Origin of the sequence: Veronia nyctiphanis (assembly GCF_004116385.1) — a bacterium.
Lineage (GTDB): Bacteria > Pseudomonadota > Gammaproteobacteria > Enterobacterales > Vibrionaceae > Veronia > Veronia nyctiphanis.
This window is the reverse complement of the sequence record NZ_PEIB01000001.1, coordinates 258,914-279,581: the sequence shown is the minus strand read 5'-3', so window position 1 is coordinate 279,581 and position 20,668 is coordinate 258,914. Positions and strand designations below refer to the sequence as shown.

At 45.7% G+C, this 20,668-nt stretch carries 22 protein-coding genes, 2 tRNA genes and 3 pseudogenes; 10 read left to right on the top strand and 17 right to left on the bottom strand.

The window, feature by feature from the left end; translation table 11 throughout:
- Positions 1–6: 6 nt before the first annotated feature.
- The 6 genes and pseudogenes from trpB (at position 7) to gspS2 (ending at position 4,047) form a co-directional block, all read left to right on the top strand.
- Positions 7–1,197, top strand: coding sequence for a tryptophan synthase subunit beta (gene trpB, locus CS022_RS01320; protein ID WP_129120766.1), 1,191 nt, complete (start codon positions 7–9; stop codon positions 1,195–1,197).
- Positions 1,197–2,017 (top strand): annotated as a pseudogene (gene trpA, locus CS022_RS01315) (tryptophan synthase subunit alpha). Before trpB ends, trpA begins: the two are co-directional and overlap by 1 nt.
- Positions 2,018–2,184: 167 nt before the next feature.
- Complete coding sequence (locus CS022_RS01310) at positions 2,185–2,724, top strand: septation protein A (RefSeq protein WP_129120765.1); 540 nt, start codon at positions 2,185–2,187, stop codon at positions 2,722–2,724.
- An 89-nt stretch (positions 2,725–2,813) separates the two neighbouring features.
- Entirely contained in the window at positions 2,814–3,212 is a 399-nt protein-coding gene (yciA, locus tag CS022_RS01305) for an acyl-CoA thioester hydrolase YciA (RefSeq protein WP_129120764.1), read from the top strand.
- 97 nt (positions 3,213–3,309) lie between these two features.
- Entirely contained in the window at positions 3,310–3,612 is a 303-nt protein-coding gene (locus tag CS022_RS01300) for a YciI family protein (RefSeq protein ID WP_129120763.1), read from the top strand.
- 33 nt (positions 3,613–3,645) lie between these two features.
- Positions 3,646–4,047, top strand: coding sequence for a type II secretion system pilot lipoprotein GspS-beta (gene gspS2, locus CS022_RS01295; RefSeq protein ID WP_129120762.1), 402 nt, complete (start codon positions 3,646–3,648; stop codon positions 4,045–4,047).
- A gap of 108 nt (positions 4,048–4,155) precedes the next feature.
- On the opposite strand, the gene CS022_RS01290 is transcribed toward gspS2, so the two are convergent.
- The 3 genes and pseudogenes from CS022_RS01290 to CS022_RS01280 all read right to left on the bottom strand — a co-directional run bounded on the left by CS022_RS01290 (position 4,156) and on the right by CS022_RS01280 (position 7,254).
- Positions 4,156–5,094: a class I SAM-dependent methyltransferase gene (locus CS022_RS01290; protein WP_129120761.1), complete on the bottom strand. Its 939-nt coding sequence runs from the start codon at positions 5,092–5,094 to the stop codon at positions 4,156–4,158.
- A gap of 14 nt (positions 5,095–5,108) precedes the next feature.
- Entirely contained in the window at positions 5,109–5,780 is a 672-nt protein-coding gene (locus CS022_RS01285) for a TIGR01621 family pseudouridine synthase (RefSeq protein ID WP_129120760.1), read from the bottom strand.
- Positions 5,781–5,897: 117 nt separating this feature from the next.
- Positions 5,898–7,254 (bottom strand): annotated as a pseudogene (locus tag CS022_RS01280) (sodium-dependent transporter).
- A 374-nt stretch (positions 7,255–7,628) separates the two neighbouring features.
- Between CS022_RS01280 and cls the strand changes: the two are divergent.
- The 3 genes from cls (at position 7,629) to CS022_RS01265 (ending at position 10,877) form a co-directional block, all read left to right on the top strand.
- Positions 7,629–9,095: a cardiolipin synthase gene (gene cls, locus CS022_RS01275; RefSeq protein ID WP_129120759.1), complete on the top strand. Its 1,467-nt coding sequence runs from the start codon at positions 7,629–7,631 to the stop codon at positions 9,093–9,095.
- A gap of 271 nt (positions 9,096–9,366) precedes the next feature.
- A complete protein-coding gene (locus CS022_RS01270; protein WP_129120758.1) occupies positions 9,367–9,669 on the top strand; it encodes a hypothetical protein in 303 nt (100 codons plus the stop codon).
- Positions 9,670–9,956: 287 nt separating this feature from the next.
- On the top strand, positions 9,957–10,877 hold the full coding sequence (locus tag CS022_RS01265) for a manganese-dependent inorganic pyrophosphatase (RefSeq protein ID WP_129120757.1): 921 nt from the start codon (positions 9,957–9,959) through the stop codon (positions 10,875–10,877).
- Positions 10,878–11,373: 496 nt separating this feature from the next.
- Here the strand turns inward: CS022_RS01265 and CS022_RS01260 are convergent.
- From CS022_RS01260 to CS022_RS01250, 3 genes are all read right to left on the bottom strand, one after another.
- Positions 11,374–11,461, bottom strand: a tRNA-Ser gene (locus CS022_RS01260).
- A 153-nt stretch (positions 11,462–11,614) separates the two neighbouring features.
- Positions 11,615–12,274, bottom strand: a complete 660-nt coding sequence (locus CS022_RS01255; RefSeq protein WP_129120756.1) for a hypothetical protein — start codon at positions 12,272–12,274, stop codon at positions 11,615–11,617.
- A gap of 185 nt (positions 12,275–12,459) precedes the next feature.
- A tRNA-Ser gene (locus tag CS022_RS01250) sits at positions 12,460–12,547 on the bottom strand.
- A gap of 198 nt (positions 12,548–12,745) precedes the next feature.
- On the opposite strand from CS022_RS01250, the gene CS022_RS01245 reads away from it, so the two are divergent.
- Positions 12,746–13,327, top strand: coding sequence for a UPF0149 family protein (locus CS022_RS01245; RefSeq protein WP_129120755.1), 582 nt, complete (start codon positions 12,746–12,748; stop codon positions 13,325–13,327).
- Between the two features lie 62 nt (positions 13,328–13,389).
- On the opposite strand, the gene nadA is transcribed toward CS022_RS01245, so the two are convergent.
- The 11 genes and pseudogenes from nadA to cydX form a co-directional block, all read right to left on the bottom strand.
- Positions 13,390–14,451 carry a quinolinate synthase NadA gene (nadA, locus tag CS022_RS01240; RefSeq protein ID WP_129120754.1) on the bottom strand — a complete coding sequence of 354 codons (1,062 nt, stop codon included), beginning with the start codon at positions 14,449–14,451 and terminating at the stop codon, positions 13,390–13,392.
- Positions 14,452–14,574: 123 nt separating this feature from the next.
- Positions 14,575–15,318, bottom strand: coding sequence for a tol-pal system protein YbgF (ybgF, locus tag CS022_RS01235; RefSeq protein ID WP_129120753.1), 744 nt, complete (start codon positions 15,316–15,318; stop codon positions 14,575–14,577).
- A gap of 25 nt (positions 15,319–15,343) precedes the next feature.
- Positions 15,344–15,862, bottom strand: a complete 519-nt coding sequence (gene pal / locus CS022_RS01230) for a peptidoglycan-associated lipoprotein Pal (protein ID WP_129120752.1) — start codon at positions 15,860–15,862, stop codon at positions 15,344–15,346.
- A 35-nt stretch (positions 15,863–15,897) separates the two neighbouring features.
- Entirely contained in the window at positions 15,898–17,256 is a 1,359-nt protein-coding gene (gene tolB, locus CS022_RS01225) for a Tol-Pal system beta propeller repeat protein TolB (protein ID WP_129120751.1), read from the bottom strand.
- An 8-nt stretch (positions 17,257–17,264) separates the two neighbouring features.
- The gene (tolA, locus tag CS022_RS25755; protein ID WP_235869193.1) at positions 17,265–17,723 is read right to left on the bottom strand and encodes a cell envelope integrity protein TolA; all 459 of its coding nucleotides are present in this window, start codon (positions 17,721–17,723) and stop codon (positions 17,265–17,267) included.
- Positions 17,724–17,742: 19 nt separating this feature from the next.
- The gene (locus CS022_RS25750; RefSeq protein WP_235869180.1) at positions 17,743–18,327 is read right to left on the bottom strand and encodes a cell envelope integrity protein TolA; all 585 of its coding nucleotides are present in this window, start codon (positions 18,325–18,327) and stop codon (positions 17,743–17,745) included.
- Positions 18,328–18,503: 176 nt separating this feature from the next.
- Positions 18,504–18,950, bottom strand: a complete 447-nt coding sequence (gene tolR / locus CS022_RS01215; protein ID WP_129120750.1) for a protein TolR — start codon at positions 18,948–18,950, stop codon at positions 18,504–18,506.
- Complete coding sequence (gene tolQ / locus CS022_RS01210) at positions 18,951–19,646, bottom strand: protein TolQ (RefSeq protein ID WP_129120749.1); 696 nt, start codon at positions 19,644–19,646, stop codon at positions 18,951–18,953.
- Positions 19,636–20,055 (bottom strand): tol-pal system-associated acyl-CoA thioesterase, encoded by a 420-nt coding sequence (ybgC, locus tag CS022_RS01205; protein ID WP_129120748.1) that lies wholly within the window; start codon positions 20,053–20,055, stop codon positions 19,636–19,638. Before ybgC ends, tolQ begins: the two co-directional genes overlap by 11 nt.
- 196 nt (positions 20,056–20,251) lie before the next feature.
- A pseudogene (locus CS022_RS25745) lies at positions 20,252–20,448 on the bottom strand (cyd operon YbgE family protein).
- A gap of 97 nt (positions 20,449–20,545) precedes the next feature.
- Positions 20,546–20,656, bottom strand: coding sequence for a cytochrome bd-I oxidase subunit CydX (gene cydX, locus CS022_RS01195; protein WP_129120747.1), 111 nt, complete (start codon positions 20,654–20,656; stop codon positions 20,546–20,548).
- Positions 20,657–20,668 lie beyond the last annotated feature (12 nt).

Sequence of the window (20,668 nt, the reverse complement as noted above, 5' to 3'; positions counted from 1 at the left end):
ATTATTATGACAAAGTTAAACGCCTATTTTGGTGAATTTGGTGGTCAGTACGTACCACAGATCCTCGTTCCAGCCCTTGACCAGTTGGAGCAGGCTTTTATTGACGCGCAAAGCGATCCTGAATTCCAACGTGAATTTATCGATTTGCTGCAAGAATATGCGGGAAGACCAACCGCGCTGACCTTATGTAAGAACCTGACCAAAGGCACTAAAACCAAGCTGTACCTGAAACGTGAAGACTTACTTCACGGCGGTGCGCACAAAACCAATCAGGTGCTCGGTCAGGCGCTGCTTGCAAAACGTATGGGCAAGAACGAAATTATTGCCGAAACGGGTGCTGGCCAGCACGGTGTGGCGACTGCCCTCGCATGTGCATTACTTGATCTCAAATGCCGCGTCTACATGGGTGCGAAAGACGTTGAGAGACAAAGCCCGAACGTATTCCGTATGCGCCTGATGGGTGCAGAAGTGATTCCAGTTCATTCAGGTTCATCAACACTTAAAGATGCTTGTAACGAAGCCCTCCGTGACTGGTCCGCAACGTATGACAAAGCACACTATCTGCTGGGCACGGCAGCGGGGCCTCACCCCTTCCCAACCATCGTTCGTGAATTCCAGAAAATGATCGGTGAAGAAACCAAAAAGCAGATCCTTGAAAAAGAAGGTCGCCTGCCAGATTCCATCATTGCCTGTGTTGGCGGTGGCTCCAATGCTATCGGTATGTTCTCAGATTTTATCGACGACACCGAAGTAGAACTGATTGGTGTAGAGCCTGCTGGCCTTGGCATCGACACCGACCAACACGGCGCGCCGCTGAAACACGGTAAGCTGGGTATTTTCTTCGGAATGAAAGCCCCACTAATGCAAGACACCCATGGTCAGGTCGAAGAGTCTTATTCTGTTTCTGCCGGCTTGGATTTCCCGTCTGTCGGTCCTCAGCACGCTCACCTGAATGCGACAGGCCGTGCCAAATATGAAGCGGTTACCGACGACGAAGCTCTGGAAGCATTCCAGGAGCTAGCACGTCACGAAGGTATTATTCCAGCCCTTGAGTCTGCACACGCGTTGGCTCACGCGGTGAAAATGGCGAAAGAAAACCCTGAAAAAGAGCAACTCTTGGTAGTTAACCTGTCTGGGCGTGGTGATAAGGATATCTTCACCGTCTACGACATTCTTGAAGAAAAAGGAGCACTGTAATGACTACAGCTATGTCACACCGCTATCAGACGATGTTTGAGAATCTTGATGCGAAGGGTGAAGCTGCTTTCGTTCCTTTTGTCACGATTGGCGATCCTACCCCAGAGCACTCTTTACGCGTGATAGAAACACTGGTTGAAAACGGTGCGGACGCACTTGAACTAGGTATTCCATTCTCTGATCCGTTGGCGGACGGACCGACAATTCAGGGCGCAGCTATCAGAGCGCTGGACTCTGGAACAACGCCGGACAATTGCTTTGGCATCATCAAACAAGTCCGCGAACGTTATCCTGAGATCCCTATGGGCTTTTGATGTACGCCAACCTTGTGTTCGCCAATGGCGTAGATAACTTCTATGCCAAGTGTGCTGATGCCGGTGTCGATTCAGTACTCATTGCCGATGTACCCGCCAATGAATCGGAAGAGTTTCGTCAGTCTGCCGTTAAACATGGCATTCATCCGATTTTCATTGCACCGCCAAATGCAGATGATCAGACGTTGAAAACAGTGTCTGAACTGGGCGGCGGTTACACCTACCTGCTTTCACGCGCAGGTGTCACGGGCACTGAGACAAAAGCAGGCAAACCTATTGGCCATCTGCTTGAAAAACTCGCTGAATTTAACGCACCGCGACCACTACTTGGATTCGGTATCGCATCGCCTGAGCAGGTTTCAGATGCGATTTCAGCAGGGGCAGCAGGCGCAATATCAGGATCGGCCGTGGTCAAGATCATCGAAACCAATGTCGACAATCCTGAGAAAATGCTGAGTGAGCTGGGCGATTTCGTCAGTAAAATGAAAGCAGCAACCGCCAAGTAATCTCTTACTCGCGAATGGCTTCACTCTGTTTTCTGCGCAACAGAGGACGCGTGAAGCCTAATTGAAACCTTTCCAAACAATCCCCGCGTTTTATCTCTGCACGCTTTCCGGTAAACTCCGTATCAATAACCTGAAATACAGATAAAACGGACTTCACAGGTAACCGGATGAAACAACTACTCGATTTTATTCCACTAATTATTTTCTTTGCGCTCTACAAGATGTATGACATATACACCGCCACAGGGGCGCTGATCGTCGCTACGATCATTCAGGTCATTGTTACCTGGGTGCTTTATCGTAAGGTCGAAAAGATGCAACTAGTCACTGCCGCCCTCGTGGCCGCATTTGGCGGAATGACGCTCTTTTTCCACGACGATAACTTCATTAAGTGGAAGGTCACCATTGTTTACGTATTGTTCGCCGTTGGCCTTGTTGTATCTCAGTTAATCGGTAAACCACTGATCAAAGGAATGCTCGGCAAAGAAATTACGCTTCCTGATCAAGCATGGCGCAACATCAACCATGCATGGGTCGCTTTCTTCGCGATTCTGTCAGTAGTGAACATTTATGTCGCTTACGAATTACCGCTAGATGTATGGGTTAACTTTAAAGTCTTCGGCCTGATGGCCCTGACGCTTATTTATACTTTGGTAACGGGCGTATATATTTATCGCCAGATGCCAAAAGAGGAAAACACTGAATAAATCAGTCGTTTTTACAATCATAACTATAAACAGGGGCTTTATGCCCCTGTCTTTGTCTTTATTCGCACTGTCTATTTCTGGAAAGAACTATGTCTGAAACAGCTTCATGTCCGCGCGGTCAATTGCTATTAAGAACACTTGCAATGCCAGCAGATACCAACGCAAACGGTGATATTTTTGGTGGCTGGATCATGTCACAGCTTGACCTTGCTGGCGCAATACTCGCGAAAGAAATCTGTGGTGGAAGAGTCGTCACTGTGTCAGTTAACGAAATTGTCTTCAAGACACCGGTCAAAGTTGGTGATGTCGTTTGTTGTTACGGCGAATGTTCACGAATAGGCCGCACTTCAATGAGTGTTGACCTTGAGGTTTGGGTAAAACCCATTGGTACCGATGGTATTGGTGAGCGGTACAAAGTTTGTGAGGCCGTTTTCAATTACGTTGCAATCGATGTAAATGGCAGACCCCGGCCTGTAAAACCAAATTGATTCGTGGAGGTCTGTCACCGAATAGAATGTCGGATTTTTATTGTGACAACAATGCGAATACACTGAAACAAACCTATTATTTTGGAGTTAGTTAAGGATGTGGTACGTCATTTTTTCTCAGGATGTTGAAAACAGTCTCCCATTACGTATGCAAGTTCGTGAGCAACATCTTGCAAGGTTAAGGGAGTTGGAAGCATCAGGTAGACTCTTGGTGGCGGGACCCAACCCAGCAGTTGACTCAGAAGATCCGGGTGAAGCTGGATTCACAGGTTCAACCGTTATCGCTCAGTTCGGTAGCCTTGAAGAAGCGAAAGCCTGGGCCGATCAGGACCCCTATATTGAAGCTGGGGTATACAAGGATGTCATCGTTAAGCCGTTTAAGAAGGTTCTTCCGGCATAACGAAACAAAATTACAACAGAAAAGGAAACCTCAATGCAGCGCAAATTGGGTATGACACGACTTTTATTTACATCTGTTTTTGCTTTAGCACTCTCTGCATGTTCAACAACCCCTTCGGGTAACAACTTGGCTGAATCATTTGCAAGTCAGCGCGCTGAAATGCTGAGTAAAGTCGTCCCCGTTAACCTCGATGGCTATTCGATTCTCAAGGCCAAAGCGACGGGCAGTAACATTGAGCTGACCATGATGTTCACTGGGGATGCCAAGAAAAAGCAGCCCGAACAACTATTTCAGGGCATGACCACACGTTATTGCAACGACGTTGAAATCCTGTCGATGCTAGAAACTGGCGTAACCTACTCGCTGCTTGTCAGAGACCAACGCGGCAAGAAGATTCTGGAGCGTCCAATTACCATCTCAAGCTGTCAGGGTTAATAAGCTCTTAAAACATCAAAGCCTGCTCCTTGGGTGATTAACAACGACAAAGGGCAACGTGATGTTGCCCTTTGTCGTTATCTGCCAATGAAAATCGCTCTGAACAGACTAACCTCTGACGAAATGCATCACCTTTAGCGCGCTTTGATCACTGATATCCTCAAATTCGGGTGGATTTTCAAGGCGACAGACAAACGCGAATTCTGGTGCCTGCTCTTTCATCTGCTCAAGCAGAAATTCCACGCCAACATCAGGGGCGTTCACACATGCCAAGACTTCGCCATTCTCAGCGACCAATTCTGGTAATCGCCTGAGTATTTTTGCGTAATCTTTTGTCAGCACAAAGCTGCCTTTTTGAAATGATGGCGGGTCAATCACCACCAAATCGTAAGGTCCATTTTTTCTAAGCTTTCCCCAAGACTTGAAAATGTCATGTCCCATGAAGCTGACTTTCGATAAGTCATGAGCATTAAGCCTGTGATTATCTCTACCCCTAGCCAGCGAGGATTTTGCCATATCAAGGTTTACGACCTTTTGTGCGCCACCTTGTATAGCAGCCACTGAGAAACCGCAGGTGTAGGCAAACAGATTCAATACGCGCTTATTTTGTGAATTGGCCATGACCCACTTTCTTCCAAAACGCATATCGAGAAACAACCCATTATTTTGCCTTTTTCCGATATCAAGCAGAAAAGTCAGTCCGTTTTCCGTAATTTCTAATTGCTCCGGTATCGAGCCGACAACTACCTCTGAAGGGGAATCTATCCTGTCTCTGTGCTGAACCAGAATGTGCTCGCCTCCCGCCTCTTTCCACTTAGGAGAACTCGCGAAAACTAGCAACATCTCACTCAGACTCGCGTAAAAGCTGTCTTCTTGTTCTTTGAATATCGACACGAGTAAAACAGGTTTTAACCAGTCAACAGTAAGTTGCTCCAGTCCTTCATAGCAGCGCCCTCGCCCATGAAATAGCCGACGTGCTTCGCAAGGCAGACCAGAAAAGCGAGAATTAAGTATGTCCGACAGTTCTGTGAGCATATTTTTGTTCATAGGGTGTCCTTGCATCAACGTCGGTTAGGTACTTTGGGCCAGTTAAGCAACCAAGGGGTTTGCCATTCATCAGGAAGAGTAAACCAGTCACTGCCCATTTCAGGTGGGCAAAGAAAGGAAAACAGCTCTCCGTTTAGCTTGAACCGCAAACAATAGGCATGCAGGTATCCTCTGTCACTTCCCTCTCCGCCATAGATGCCGTCACCAAGAATTGGAGAACCTACACTTTTTAGCGCCACACGAATCTGATGTGTTTTTCCGGTGTAGGGTTTACACAAAAACAGGCGCTGTCCCGGAGCAGCAGCTACTGAGAAAAACTGCGTGACCGCAGGATTGCATTTATCGGCGGTCAACTTCCACGCTGAACGTCGGCTTTTCATCATATCGCCGATAATTGTACCCTGCTTCTTAGTCGGCTTTTTCGCGGAGAGAGCCACATAGTATTTTTCCACATCGCGCTCCGCGAACAATGAACTCAGAGCTGCAGCGCAACGGGCACTTCGTGCGAGAAGTAACAGGCCGGATGTCATCTTATCCAGGCGGTGAACAAGGTAAAGTTGCTTGTCGCCTGTATCTTTAGCAATTGCCGCCACAAAGGGCTGTTCATTATCGTCTTTGTGTACACTGACTCCCGGCGCCTTATTGACCACCAAAAAATCATCACACTGAAAAATCAGGCTGTACATGCCTGCACCCTTATCTAAAAATCAGCGCATGAGTGTACTGATTGCAGGGGGAGGAATAAAGTAGGAAGGAGTAGAAACACCCTGCGGCTTTATCATGCACCGCAAGGGTTTTCAAAATTATTCGAACAATGACTTGAGCACTGGCCAGAGGAAGACTACTGCCATCAGAACCGGGCACACCAAGCGGACATAATGTGGCCAGATTTTCCAGAATATGCTGTTTTCCAGTTCCGGATTCCCTTGCCTAAGCTCTTCAAGCACTTGGTTTCTATGCCACAACCAGCCAGCAACCAATGCAGTCAGTAACCCAATGATCGGTTGGGCGTATTTTGTCGTGACACTGACAACCAGCCAAATAGTTTGTCGAAGTTAAACACAATGAGTGTCGAGAACAGCGTAATGGCACCTGCTATAAGCCATACGGCTTTACTTCGTTCCATCTCGAACTCTTCAATGGCTGTCGACACAGGCGCTTCTAACATCGAGATTGATGATGTGAGTGCAGCAATAATCATCAAAGCAAAAAAGGCAATACCGACCACAACACCCGCGCTACCCATGGTATCAAACATCGCTGGCAGAACACTGAAAACCAGTGTGTCCTCTTCGAGCAACGCCCCTGCATCACTGTAGATTTCCACGCCATTGTTCTGAGCAACAAACATCGCAGGAAGAATTAATAAACCTGCCAAGAAAGCAACACCCGTGTCTAACAAGGCGACTTGAGCGGCGGTTGATGCCAGGTTTGCTTCTTTCTTCAGGTAAGAACCATAAACCATCATGGTGCACACGCCGATAGACAGCGAGAAAAATGCCTGTCCCATTGCGCTGACCACCAAATCAGGAGAAAAATGGGAAGCATCAGGAATCAAATACATTTCTAGGCCTTCAACAGCGCCCGGTAACGTCATGATGTAGATGGTCATAAGAACAAACAAGATAAACAATACTGGCATCAGACGGCTCGACCAGCGCTCAATACCTGCGGCAACCCCCTTGCGAACAACCAACACGGTGACCACCATGAAGATCAGCATCAACAGCAAATTTCGCTCATTGCCAAACGTTTTTACCCATTCAGCAGCGCTGTCCAGTCCTAACATTGACAGTACCGGCGAGGCGAAATAGCCAATCAGCCAACCCGCTACAATCGCATAAAAGCTCAGGATCCCACTGGCTCCCAGCAAACCAACCAGTCCAATCGTTTTAGCCAGTATTTTGTGTTTAGGTGCGACAGCAGACAGAGAGCGAATCGGGTTAGCATTGCCATAACGACCAATCGTCAGCTCAGCCACTAGCAGTGGATAGGCCAACACAAACACCATGAATAAATAGGTTAAAAGAAATACCGCGCCGCCATTACTGGCAGCCTTAGTCGGGAACCCCCATATGTTACCAAGCCTACAGCCGAGCCCGCGGCTGCTAAAATGAACCCCAGTCGGGACGAAAACTGGGCTCTGTTATTTCCTGCCATAAAATCTCGCTTAAATTTTGAACATACCTACACATCTAGTGAAAACGTTCATATATCTATAAAAAGGCAACTGTAATAATAATTTTACACCTGTAAAAACAGTGTTTTCAACTAGAGCGTAGCAAGTAAACCAGTTTGCAATTAGAATTTAAAGCGCCCGCGCTATATTTTTATTTTTTTTCATTTTTCGCTTATTATTTCAGCATTGAGTGAATAAAAAGCAGACACCATCCAATCTCCCCTACATAACCTCATTGCTGTGATGAGAAGAATATCGAGTTAATTCTCTCTTCGCGTGTCTAGACAGCGATAATCAATGCAAGTTCTTTCTGTTCACTCTATATTGTTGAGCACAATGGTAAAAATAATGTGATATGGAAAAATTCTTTCAAATTGTCAGCTGGGCGGGCCTCTTTCTTTACTGGCTTCTGATTGCGTCCGTCACCGTCCGGGTTGTATTTCGTCGACGTGCACCCGGCGTCTCTATTGCTTGGTTGATGGTGATATATATCCTGCCGATTCTCGGTGTTTTCCTGTATTTGCTGGTTGGCGAGTTAAACCTTGGCAAGAAACGTGCTGAACGTGCCAAAGCCATGTTTTCTTCCTTCGAGAGTTGGCTAAGGAAACTCAGGGCATGTACGAACCACGCCCCACAATTACTGAATCAGCAATCTCGCAATGTCAGTGACCTCTGTTTCCATCGCTTGGGTATTCCTGCACTTGCAGGCAACAGCATGGAGCTGAAAGACAACCCTGCCAAAATTCTGAGTGCGATAGAGACAGATATCGCCAGTGCCAAAACGCACATCAACATGGTGTTTTACATCTGGTATCCTGGAGGCGATGCTGATCGGGTCGCTCAGGCAATCTGTGATGCTGCACACCGCGGGGTTGCTGTAAGGGTGATGCTTGATTCTGCTGGCAGTAAAGAGTTCTTCAAAAGCCCATGGCCTTCGGAGATGCGTGATGCGGGCGTAGAGTTAATTGAAGCGCTCTCTGTAAGCCCATTACGGATGTTTTTCCGACGACTGGACATACGGCAACACAGAAAAATCGTCGTGATCGATAATAACATTGCCTACACAGGCTCAATGAATATGGTCGATCCGCGCTTCTTCAAACAAAATGCGGGTGTGGGCCAATGGGTCGATATCATGGTCAGGCTCACTGGTCCCGCAGTCCCTGTCATCAATAGTGTGTTCTCATGGGATTGGGAAGTAGAAACAGGGATCCGTGATTTACCTCCCCTTCCTGAGTGTGATGTGGCAGCAGAGAAAGCGACAGCTGATGATCCCCATGCAATACAGGTTATTCCGTCAGGTCCCGGTATGCCGGATGGCGTGATACAGCAAGTGCTCATGCTCGCGATTCATCAGGCTCAGCGGTCAATTACTATCACTACGCCGTACCTGATACCGAGTGAAAGCCTGCTGAACGCATTAAGAACCACAGCTGAACGCGGTGTGAAAGTGAATCTCATCATACCAGCAAAGAATGATAGCCTGATGGTGGACTGGGCGAGCCGCTCATTCTTCTCGGAGCTTATGTTATCCGGGATCCTGATTTATCGCTTCGATGGTGGACTACTTCATACAAAGTCCGTCGTTATAGACGAGGAATTCTGTTTCATCGGTACAGTGAACCTTGATATGAGAAGCCTCTGGCTCAATTTCGAGCTAACCATTGCGGTCGAAGACCCTGAATTTTGCCAACAACTCGTTGAGCTTCAGAAAAGCTACACACACAAGTCTGAAATTCTAGACTTTGATATGTGGCAAAAAAGGTCCGTCGTCAACAAACCCATAGAACAGTTTTTTTATATGTTTGCGCCCCTGTTATAAGGGGCTCTAATTCCATACGTATCCTTGCTTAAAACGCCCACCTAAAAGTAAATTACTAGCCAAGTAGTTTTGCATAATTTATGACTCTGAGTTCTAAACGAAAGTCATACGCCTCACTGTTTATCGTCTCAAATTCGATAAAAATAAAATCCTTATTTAACAGAAATATAGAGATTAACTGGCTATTTTAATGATTTTTTTCAAATTTTAATTGGGTGCTTGACTACACTGGTTAAGCGCCAAAGAAAAATAGCACGAAAGGAGGAACAAAATGTTATCGAGACATCGGGATTATCTACTACAAGATACCAAGCATCTCCGAGCCCATTTTGAGGTCATTCCAACGGGTATTGTTGAAGTAGAAATCGTCGACAAAAAAGAGTGTCATTCAGCCGAGTTTGACAAGGTTAGGTTCGAAAGACGTGGCAAAATTGCAAAGTTAGTTGGGCAGACGCAATCAGGAAGTAAAAAAGTACAATGGCAGGTTCCACTTCGTGTAGAGGATGCCAAAGAATTAGAACAATTAATTGAAGATGCCTCTGAAGAACTTGAAATACTGATGCGTGACCTATGAAAGATCTTTAGCCAAAATTGCCCTTTCAATCTGGGCAGTTTTGCTTTATCACTTTTCAAATTAAACGCTTTTCCCGGGACAGCATTCGATAGTTAAACCCCCTTCCCTCGATACGTTTCGGTAATCAAACAAACAATAGTTGGTGAACTTCTGGTCCAGTGCATCACCTACTACCCTTAGATACCGTTATCCCGATCAGAAATGAATAACTATCCACGTTGACGATAGATGTACATTTGAATTCACTTTGATAAAATTGCGCGGAAAATTTTCTGAGAGAGAAACATATGGCAATGTACGTAGTGGGACACAAGATCCCTGATTCGGATTCAATTTGTGGCGCAATCGCTCTGGCTTATCTGAAAAACCAAATTGGTGAGCCTGCGAAAGCTTCACGTCTTGGTGAACCTTCACCTGAAACCCAATTCATTCTTGATCGCTTTGGTTTTGAAGCTCCAGAACTCAAAATGAGCTATGCTGGCGAAGAAGTGTATATCGTCGACCACTCTGAGCTGACTCAGGCACCTGATGATATTGCACAAGCAACTATCGTAGGCATTGTTGACCACCATAAGCTGGGTGATCTGACAACATCGACGCCATTGGAGTGCTGGATCCGCCCTGTTGGTTGCAGCAACACCGTTATCAAAATGATGTACGATTTTCATGGTGTTGAGATCCCGAAAGATATTGCAGGCATCATGCTTTGCGCAATCCTCAGCGACACTGTCATTTTCAAATCTCCTACTTGCACGACTGCGGACATTCGTTGTGTCGAAGATCTTGCAAAAATCGCGGGCATCGAAGACTACGAAGCGCTTGGCATGGAAATGTTCAAAGTGAAGTCAGCCGTTGACGGGACACCGGTTCGTGATCTTGTGCTTCGCGATTTTAAAGACTTCAATATGAACGATAACCTTGTTGGCATCGGCCAGCTTGAGGTTGTTGATCTGTCTGTATTTGACAAAATCAAAGCAGATCTGGAGGCTGATATTGCAAAACTCAAAGAAGAAGGTCAGCGTCATACTGTGATGTTACTGTTGACCGATATCATGAAAGAAGGCTCTGAGCTTTTAGTGGTGTCTGATGACGTGAACATTGTTGAGCGTGCTTATGGCAAAGACACCGATGCTGGCCGCATATGGCTGGACGGCGTGCTAAGCCGCAAAAAGCAAGTGGTACCGCCACTTCAAGAAGCTTTTGCTTAAGCTCTTCTGGGCGTCAATCTTGGCGCCTTTCATCCCCCCTCTTTCCCTTTCCTTTTTATCTCTAAATCTGCCGACAGTAATGACTATCAGCTCACATCAGACGCTGTATCGATTAACTCACTGATAATATGAAGTTGCCAAGCCTTTTCAGGTGATCCCACTGCTCCAAGCAAAAAATAGGTATTTTACACCATAGCTTCTACTTGAAATTGATCACATAAAAAGGATAATTTGTGCAAAATATTCTTCCTAGGGATACAGTTGTGTCTAAAAAACTTGCTGCTAAGGTCTCCAGCTATGGTCCATTCCTTTTTATGGTCGTTGCAAGCATTGGCTTTACGCTATTTAATGCAATGTATTGGGGCGGTTTGATATAAGAATCAAGATCTCCTAAACACAATGAAACCGGACGACTCGGTCTGTTTTTTTTATATCAGTAACGATTAAATTGTTTCCAAACGAAAAAAGCCCGAGCATTTCTGCTCGGGCTTAAATATGGCGGTGAGGGAGGGATTCGAACCCTCGATACGTTTCCGTATACACACTTTCCAGGCGTGCTCCTTCGGCCACTCGGACACCTCACCAAATTGTCGTTCAACACACAGTGCCGTAACGGAGCGCTACTATAGACATTTCCACATTTATGGTCAACGGGTTTTATCCTTGAAACAGTTTGTTAGAACAAAAAACACCCAGAACACGCGATTTTTTTCAAAGATCTTACAAGACAATTGGTTTTACTTTACAGCATGTTTGGCTGTAACTGTGCCGAGCTCAATAACCAAATCATCGACAGCTGTCTCTATGGCCTTATAAAGTGCATCAGCGCCTTCTGGAGAGTGGTATTGACCCATAAACTCCTCTTCAGGCGAGTAAACCGTTCGTGTTTTCACACGCTGACCGTTATGTTGGACATCAAACCAAATAATAATGGGTGAATACGGTGTTGAAGCTTCCTCTTTGGTATAGGCACCAATTGACGATTCCAGAGGGCAATCGTTAAAAAAAGGTTCAACCGCCAAACGCATCAGTTCCCCTTCCACACCGGCACTGCCGTAAGCAATATGTCTAAAAACCACCGCTCGGTTACTGTATATATCAAATTCAAAGACACTAATGATTTCACCCGAGAATGTTTGACTGTATTTATTCGACAGTAAGTCATTCAGTATCTCCAGTCTTAAAGGCTCTATTTTGTCTTCTCCCAGCCTTTCGACACCATAATCGCAACTTGTAATTAGGTTAGATAAAAATTCACCTTTTAAGCTGTCACGCTCACGTTCATCATTGATGATTAATGGCTCATTTGGCTCTAGGGAAAGGTGGTTCGAAAGGTTGGCAACTCGGTTTACGCAGCCAGACAACATTAAAATAAGCACAAGGCACAGTACGCGCATAATTTTTTAATTCTCACTGTTTGATTCAAGCTTCGATTTTTACGATGTTCAATGAGGTTATCAATACCTCTTGAGAGTTCTTCTCGACTTGTTGCGTATCAGAGACGACATCGCTTAGTCTGATTTATAAACATCCTGGCTTTATAAACAGCAAAAGCCCAAGCATTGCTGCTCGGGCTTAAATATGGCGGTGAGGGAGGGATTCGAACCCTCGATACGTTGCCGTATACACACTTTCCAGGCGTGCTCCTTCAGCCACTCGGACACCTCACCAATTCGGTCAGCTCTCACCGACTTGCCGGCACTATAGAGATAGCCGATATGAAGGTCAACAGCCACTGTCATCTTACCCATTTAACTGAGTGCGTAATCGGCAATATGCTGGCAAATCCTACAATTCATATTATTTCGGTGACGTGTAATCAATCTGGCTGTTACACTATCTCGCGAATAAACAAAGAGAATGTCCCGATGGCTCAGTCATTAAAAGAATTTATTGCGAATCACTCACTGGAAGACCACCTTCTGTCTGACATGCAAACCCGAGGCTTTGTTACCTCAATGGCGGCAGCACCCCACCTTATTGACCCAGCAGAGTGGTTAGCTTTCATGTGGGGAGGTGAAGAAACTTCCCCTTTTGACACCCATGAAATGCTCGAAGAATACGCGAATATTATCGTCGCTATCTGGAACCAAGAACGTGAGAAGCTTCTTTCAAATACTTGGGTATGGCCAGATGGCTGTGCGCTAGACGACGAAGAGATCGTGACTAACGATACGCGCCTGTTCTGTGAAGGCTTACTTCAGGGGTGGACGCTTGCACGTGATGATTGGGAGACTCTGATGCCAGAAGAGTCCGAAGATAACGCACTAATGGGTGGCGTTTTGCTATCTATAACCTTGATGTTTGACCCTGAGTCGGCATTGACTGCCGTAGAGGAACAAGGAGCAATTGAGCTGGCCCAATTCGAAGAAATCTTCAGTGCTATGCCTACAATGCTTTGCGGGCTAACCATGAGAGCTGCACAGAGAATTCAAGAAGCAGAAGAATAAATAACCACGCGTAAAATATAAAAAAGGCGGATAACCCGCCTTTTTACTTAGCAATAATAGTCTTAAGCGTTGCCTTTCACTTTTAGCTGCATTTGCGCAGCAAAATCCAGCATCCGGTTAAGAGGAATGAGCGACTTTTCTCGAATAGCCTCATCAACATGAATCTCGTGACCTTGTCCGCCATCTTTCAATGCTGATTCAATTGCTTCTAAACCATTCATTGCCATCCACGGACAGTGTGCACAGCTTCGACATGTCGCACCTGCGCCTGCTGTTGGTGCTTCGATCAGCTCCTTATCAGGAACCATTTGCTGCATTTTGTAGAATATACCCTTATCAGTAGCAACGATAAGTGTCTTGTTTGGTAGTTCTTTCGCTGCTTTTATCAGTTGGCTGGTTGAGCCCACTGCATCGGCAACTTGCACTACGCTGGCAGGTGATTCAGGGTGCACCAGTATCGCGGCGTCCGGGTAAACGGACTTCATATCTTTTAGGGCTTTAGCTGAGAACTCGTCATGAACTACGCATTCTCCTTGCCAAAGTAACATCTCAGCGCCAGTTTGCTTCTCGATGTACGAACCTAAGTGCCTGTCAGGCCCCCAGATAATCTGTTTATCCTCTGAATCTAAATGCTCAACAATTTCCAATGCGATTGAAGAGGTCACCACCCAGTCTGCACGAGCTTTGACTGCGGCTGACGTATTGGCATACACAACCACTGTATGGTCGGGATGCGCATCACAAAAAGCGGTAAACTTGTCTACCGGGCAACCTAAGTCCAGAGAACACTCAGCTTCCAACGTTGGCATTAACACCGTTTTCTCTGGTGTCAGTATCTTCGCACTTTCACCCATGAACCTAACACCACCAATAATCAAGGTTTTAGCTGGGTGTTGATTACCGAAACGCGCCATCTCCAGAGAGTCACCAACAAATCCACCCGTTTCTTCAGCGAGGGCTTGAATTTCCGGATCGGTATAGTAATGAGCAATCAGAACGGCATCTTTCTCTTTTAAGAGAACTTTAATGCTGGCGATATAAGCTTGCTTCTCTTGCTCAGTCAATACTCGGGGCTTAGGAGGAAAAGGATAAACCACTTCAGTGGTTTCAAGGACTTGGCTCATCGACTTACTCTGAATTCTTCACGTTCCATTTTAATGATTGCGTAAGGGACAGGAACGTATTCCCCATCGCTGTAACGACAAAAAGCCGGGTAAACGCCGGCTAATTACGATTATAAAACAAACCTATTTTTTTGACAGTTCTTTCTTCGCATCCCTTGCTGTAGAAGAGTCAGGATATTGGTCAACAACTTGCTTATAAAAGCCTTTTGCTCCCGTTTTATCTCCCTGATTCACAGCAATCTTGCCCAGTTTAAATAGTGCATCAGCACGCTTAGCGGATGATTTATCAGCAACAACCGACGTAAAATGCGGTTTTGAACTGTTAAAATCACCGCGGGCAAAGTACAACTGTCCCAGCCAATAGTGCGCATTCGCGAGGTATACAGATTTCGGATAAGCAGACACAAATGCTTTCAGCGCATCAGTTGCACCGGAGTAATCTTTGTCTTTCAGAATAAGATTAACGGCCTTCTCGTAGTCAGCATTCTCATTTTTATTGGATGAATAGCTTCCTGAAGATGGTGTCGTCGTGTCCGTTTTAACCTCTTGTACTGGTTTCGCAGTACGAAGATTGTCTATTTCACGGTAAATATCACGTTGGCGAGTCAGCATTTGGTTCAGGTCATAGCTGTTTCGCTCGACATTACCTCGAAGCTCGTCAATTTCTCTGGAGATCTCATCCAGCTGCTGCTGCATCTGAATCTGCGTCTGATTACGTGCCGTTATCAGCCTTGCCAAATTATCCAAGCGCTCAGAAACACTTTTCGAATTTCCTAGCTCAGAAACAGGCGCAGGCTCAGCGCTTACAAAAGACACTGAGCCTGCCAATATCGCCAGAGATAACAGTCGTAAAGTACGTGTCTTCACTCTATTTCTCTATATGGTTGTTGGATTAGTAAACCAGAACCGCGCGACGGTTTTTGCTGTATGCAGCTTCAGTTTGGCCGAATACCAGCGGCTTCTCTTCACCATAGCTTACAATGCTGATTTGGTCTGCAGTCACACCCAGTGCCTGAAGGTACTTAGCAACAGCTTTCGCACGACGCTCGCCCAGCGCGATGTTGTATTCAGGTGTACCACGCTCATCCGCATGGCCTTCAACAACAACGTTGATGTTCGTGTTGTTACGCAGGAAGTCAGCATGTGCATCAAGCATTTCTTCGTATTCTGGAAGAACAGAAGAATCGTCAAAGTTAAAGTAAACAGTTTGTGATTGACGCAATTGCTGGTTACGCAGCTCTTCTTCAGACAGCTTAGCGCTGCTGCCATCTACTGGAGTAACAACAGTCGTTGCATCAGTCTTTGACATGCTACCATCGCTATCTGTCGACTGACCACTTGAGCTACATGCTGCCAGCGTGAACATAGGTAAAGCCACTGCTAGGCCTTTTAGTAGTTTATTAACTTCCATCTTAGATTCCTTTTCAATATTACTTTGCGTATCTGCTATAGAAATGGCGACCACGCTGGAGCACGGACCCTTCCGTTAGTTACTGGTAATCTTGCTTTAAATCGCCCGTCTATCGAAACCATAGACAAGACATTTCTACCACCATACATCGAGCTATAAATGACCATGCCACCATTGGGTGCCAAACTTGCCGATTCATCGAGTATGGTTGATGTCAGAATTTGCACCGCCCCACTGCTTAAATCTTGCTTGGCGATGTTATACCCAGCTTCAGATTGCTGTACTGAAACCAAGTAACGACCATCCGGCGTCAACTGACCACCAAGATTTTGCCTTCCCTGCCAAGTGATACGCTGGGTAGAGCTATCCGCCAAATCTACTCTATAAATCTGAGGTTTACCACCCCGGTCTGATGTAAATACCAGAGAGTTACCACTCGGATCCCAGAAAGGTTCCGTATTATTAGCTCTTCCTTTGGTAATCTGTTTCATCTTACGAGTTTTCAAATCAATGACATAAATTTGTAAACTTCCGGTTTTAGACAAAACTATAGCCAATTTATCACCATTAGGTGAAAAACGTGGTGCACCATTATGACGGGGGAATGACGTTATCTTTTCGGTTTTTGCTGTGAAGACGTCCATGATGAAAATTTCAGCCTGACCGTTCTGGAAACTTACATAGGCAAGCTTTCTGCCATCTGGCGACCAAGCGGGTGACATCAGCGGCTCGTTAGAACGAATAACAGTTATCTCGTTAAAACCATCATAATCTGCAACACGAAGCTGATAAGGGTATTTGGCTTTGTCGTTAATCACTACGTAAGCGATACGCGTTGAAAACGCGCCTTTTTCACCTGTTAGCTTTTCATAGACCAAATCGGCGATACGGTGACCGTAACGTCTAAGCTTTTTGTTGTCTGGCTGCTTGATGGTTTTGCGGTTGTTAAGCAACAAATGATCACGTGTCAAAACGAGCTGACCATCCGTACTCAGACCCTTTGCCGTTCCGCCCGTGAGTTGTCCGCGTACAATATCAACCAGTTTGTATTCAATGATGTAGTCACCATTCACATTGGTCGATACCTTTCCGGTGAGCAGCGAATCAACGCCTATCGCTGTCCAATCGTTATAATTAATGTCCTTGTCCTCATAAGGCGTTTGAGGCATCAGGTTGACGGATACAGGATTGAACTTACCGCTTCGCTGCAAATCTGACGCAACAACGTCCGCAAGGTTTCGTGGCGCAGGTCCCTGACCATTCCATTGAAAAGGAATAATGGCAATCGGACGCGCTGAATCTATGCCTTCGGTGATCACCAGTTCAAGACCGGCATTTGCTGCTTGTATTCCGCTTACAAGCAACAAAATCCCGAAGAAAAAACGTTTAAACATATCTGCTCCTACTTAGCCGGTGCAAAGGTTAAGTTAATATCCCTGAGTTTTTTATTCACATCCGGGTCGTCACTCATTGGAAAAGCTGGAACTTTGAGAACTGCTGCCTTTGTCGCTCGACATACCGATGCATCACCAGAAATTTGGCTAACGTCAAGTACAACACCTGTCCCAGTCAAACGAATATTTACCCTACATTCTTTGCCACGCATACTGTCATCGTAAATAAGGTTTCGCTGAATCATCTGCTCATAAATCGAACCAAGTCTATTAGCTTCGTCATCTATGAACTGTGCTTTTGCGCCAGAACGCTGGACTGAGTCTGACGCTAAATCACTAAAAAGCTCATTAAGTGCTGCTTCTTGTTCCTGCTGACGACGCTTAGCTTCAGCGGCTTTTTTCTCCGCTTCTCGCTGTTGAGCCTCCGCTTTTCGCTTCGCTTCTTCCGCTTTCTTTTTTTCAGCCAGTTTGCGTTTGCGCTCTTGCTCAGCTTTTTTGGCTGCTTCTTTCGGCTTTCTTTTTCTCTTCTATTTTCTTGAGCCTTTCCTGCTCTGCTTTTTTAGCTGCGGCCTCGGCTTTTTTCTGTTCAGCTATTTTTTTCTGTCTTTCTTGTTCCGCTTTTTGAGCTGCGGCTTTCGCTTTTTCAGCAGCTTCTTGCGCTTTCTGTTGTTCTACCAGTTGCGCCTTACTCTCACGTTCGGCTTGCTGTTTTGCTTCATTAGCCTTTCGGGTGTCTTCCTCAGCCTGTTTTCTCTCTGCTATCTTGCGTTGAATTTCAGCTTCTTCTTCAGCAACTTTCTTACGAGCAAGTTTCGCGGCCTCATCAGCTTTCCTTTTTTCTTCAGCCAATTTTTTGCGCTCTTCAGCGACTTTCTGACGTTCTTTTTCAGCCTCACGGGCTGCTTTCTCCGCAGACAACTTCTGTTGTTTTAAATCTCTCAAACGCTTTTCGTCGAGTTCTCGCTGCCGTTCCAATTCATTGACTTGGTTTTTGAGCAGATTAAGCCGCTCATCCTCACGCCGTTTTGCTTCTTCACGCTGAGCACGAATCTGACGCGCCTGTTGAGACACAAGAGCCGGTCAATGACAACAGCATCAATCACGCTACCGCCATTGTTCTGCTGCTTCTTTGTTGTAAAATCCGTACCCCATAACAGTACAGCGAGCAACACGCCATGCAAAACGACGGATGCCAATATTGCTAGACCGTAACTACTGTTATTGATTCTTTTCATTCACTGTCTCATTTACGGCTCAAGCGGCTCGGTCATTAAGCCTACAGAGGTAACACCCGCTTTGTTCAATTCATCAAGTGTTAATATGATTTCTGCATAAGGAACACGACCGTCACCCCCTACCAATACTGGTGAGGAAGGGTTTAATTCGAGTTCAGCTTTCACCCGATACACCAGGTCCGTGATGGAAAGGCCATGCTGCATGTCACCGTTATCAACGCTGAGGCCTAAACCACCGTTTTGGTCAACTTCAACAATAATAAAGCTGGCATTTTCACTGTCTTTAGCCAATTCACTGGCAGTTTTTGCCGTTGTGGTCTTCGGAAGCTCGACATCCACACCTTGAGTAACAAATGGCGCTGTCACCATGAAGATGATCAGAAGAACAAGCATGACATCAATGTAAGGCACAACGTTGATTTGGGCCTCCATTTTGCGACGCTTTACAAGGTGAGCCATTTACTGCTGCTCCTGCTGAGGTGAAGCAAAAGCCTGACGGTGAAGGATGCTCGAAAATTCTTCCATGAAATTTGCGTAGTCATTCTCAAGGCGGTTTACGCGATGACTGAGGCGGTTGTAAAACATGACGGCTGGAATCGCTGCAAATAGGCCCATTGCTGTTGCAACAAGTGCTTCAGCAATACCAGGTGCGACCATTGACAGCGTAGCTTGTTTAACTGCGCCCAGACCGATGAACGCGTGCATGATCCCCCAGACTGTCCCGAAAAGACCAATATAAGGGCTGATTGAACCAACAGTCGCCAAAAACGGCAAATGTGTTTCTAAATCTTCAACTTCTTTTGACAATGAAACTCGCATAGCACGAGAAGCGCCCTCCATCACGGCTTCAGGCACTCGGCCGTTGCTGCGATGCAATCTGGCATATTCGGTAAATCCCGCGTAAAAAATTTGTTCGCTTCCGCTTAAATAGTGTTTACGGGCTTTTACTTCTTGATAGAGCTGACTTAGGTCAACGCCCGACCAGAATCTGTCTTCAAAACGCTCTACTTTTTCAGACGCCTGAGACAATGCTCTTGAACGCTGGACTATCATCGTCCAGGAGACGACAGACATTCCTAGTAAGATAAGCATGACGGATTTTACAAGCAGGCTCGCCTGCAAAAATAAATCCAGGATTGATAATTCAGCGTTCACTTAGCATCTCCGCGTTAAGCAGTTGGTTCATAGGGCTCTGTTTGGGTCTGGACGTTGCGGTATCAATGCAAGCAATCTTTATGATGGCCTGACATAGCACGTCATTCTGTTGGTTTAGGATCTTCTGATCAACGGTCATCGTAACCTTCTTGGCTTCAATGAGCTTTGTTTCAACGGTGAGCAGATCATCAAACTTCGCGCCTTTCTTAAAATCCATTTCTACTCGGCTCACAACAAATGCTGTATTTTGCTCGAATAATTCCACTTGATTGACACCAATTTCCCGTAATAGTTCGCTTCTTGCACGTTCGAAGTATTTGAGGAAGTTGGAATGGTAGACGAGGCCGCCGACATCTGTGTCTTCATAGTAAACGCGAACTGGCCACCGAAATGGACGGAAATTAGTCATCCTGAATAATTACCTGAAAATCTCTATTAATTTATCACGCTTCACTATACCGGACTTTTAATTAATTATGAAAGCCCTACAATCCGCGTATGTTCATATTTAGAACAATAGTTTATTAAATTATTAGAGCCTGTTTGAAAATAAAAAAGCCCAATACAAAAATATTGGGCTTTGTCTCATAAATATCTGGCTTATATTAGGAATACACAGTCAGAAACGTGGCTAGAAGAACCAACCAAGCTAATGGCGGGAAGAACATCAACTGCCAAAAAAAGGCCTTTGGCTTAAATCCCACACCATGAATCAGGCTACAGCATGTTGCCAGATTATCGCGGTGGCATTAGCCGCTGAAAAACCGCCAATCGCATTTGAAAAAGCATGGGGGTCCCACATGACTAACCCACCGCAGGCAACCGCCATGACCAGCGAGAACACACTCAGTATTGAACGCTGAAGCCAGTCGTGGATGCTATCTAATGCGCTTATCAGCTTACTTCTCACAGTCCTTGTCCATTGCTTCAGTATGCTCAAGCCATAATGCATTGATAATGCCGAATGAGCACGCCAGTAATACACCTAGAATCCAAGTAAAATACCACATGGTCTACTCCCT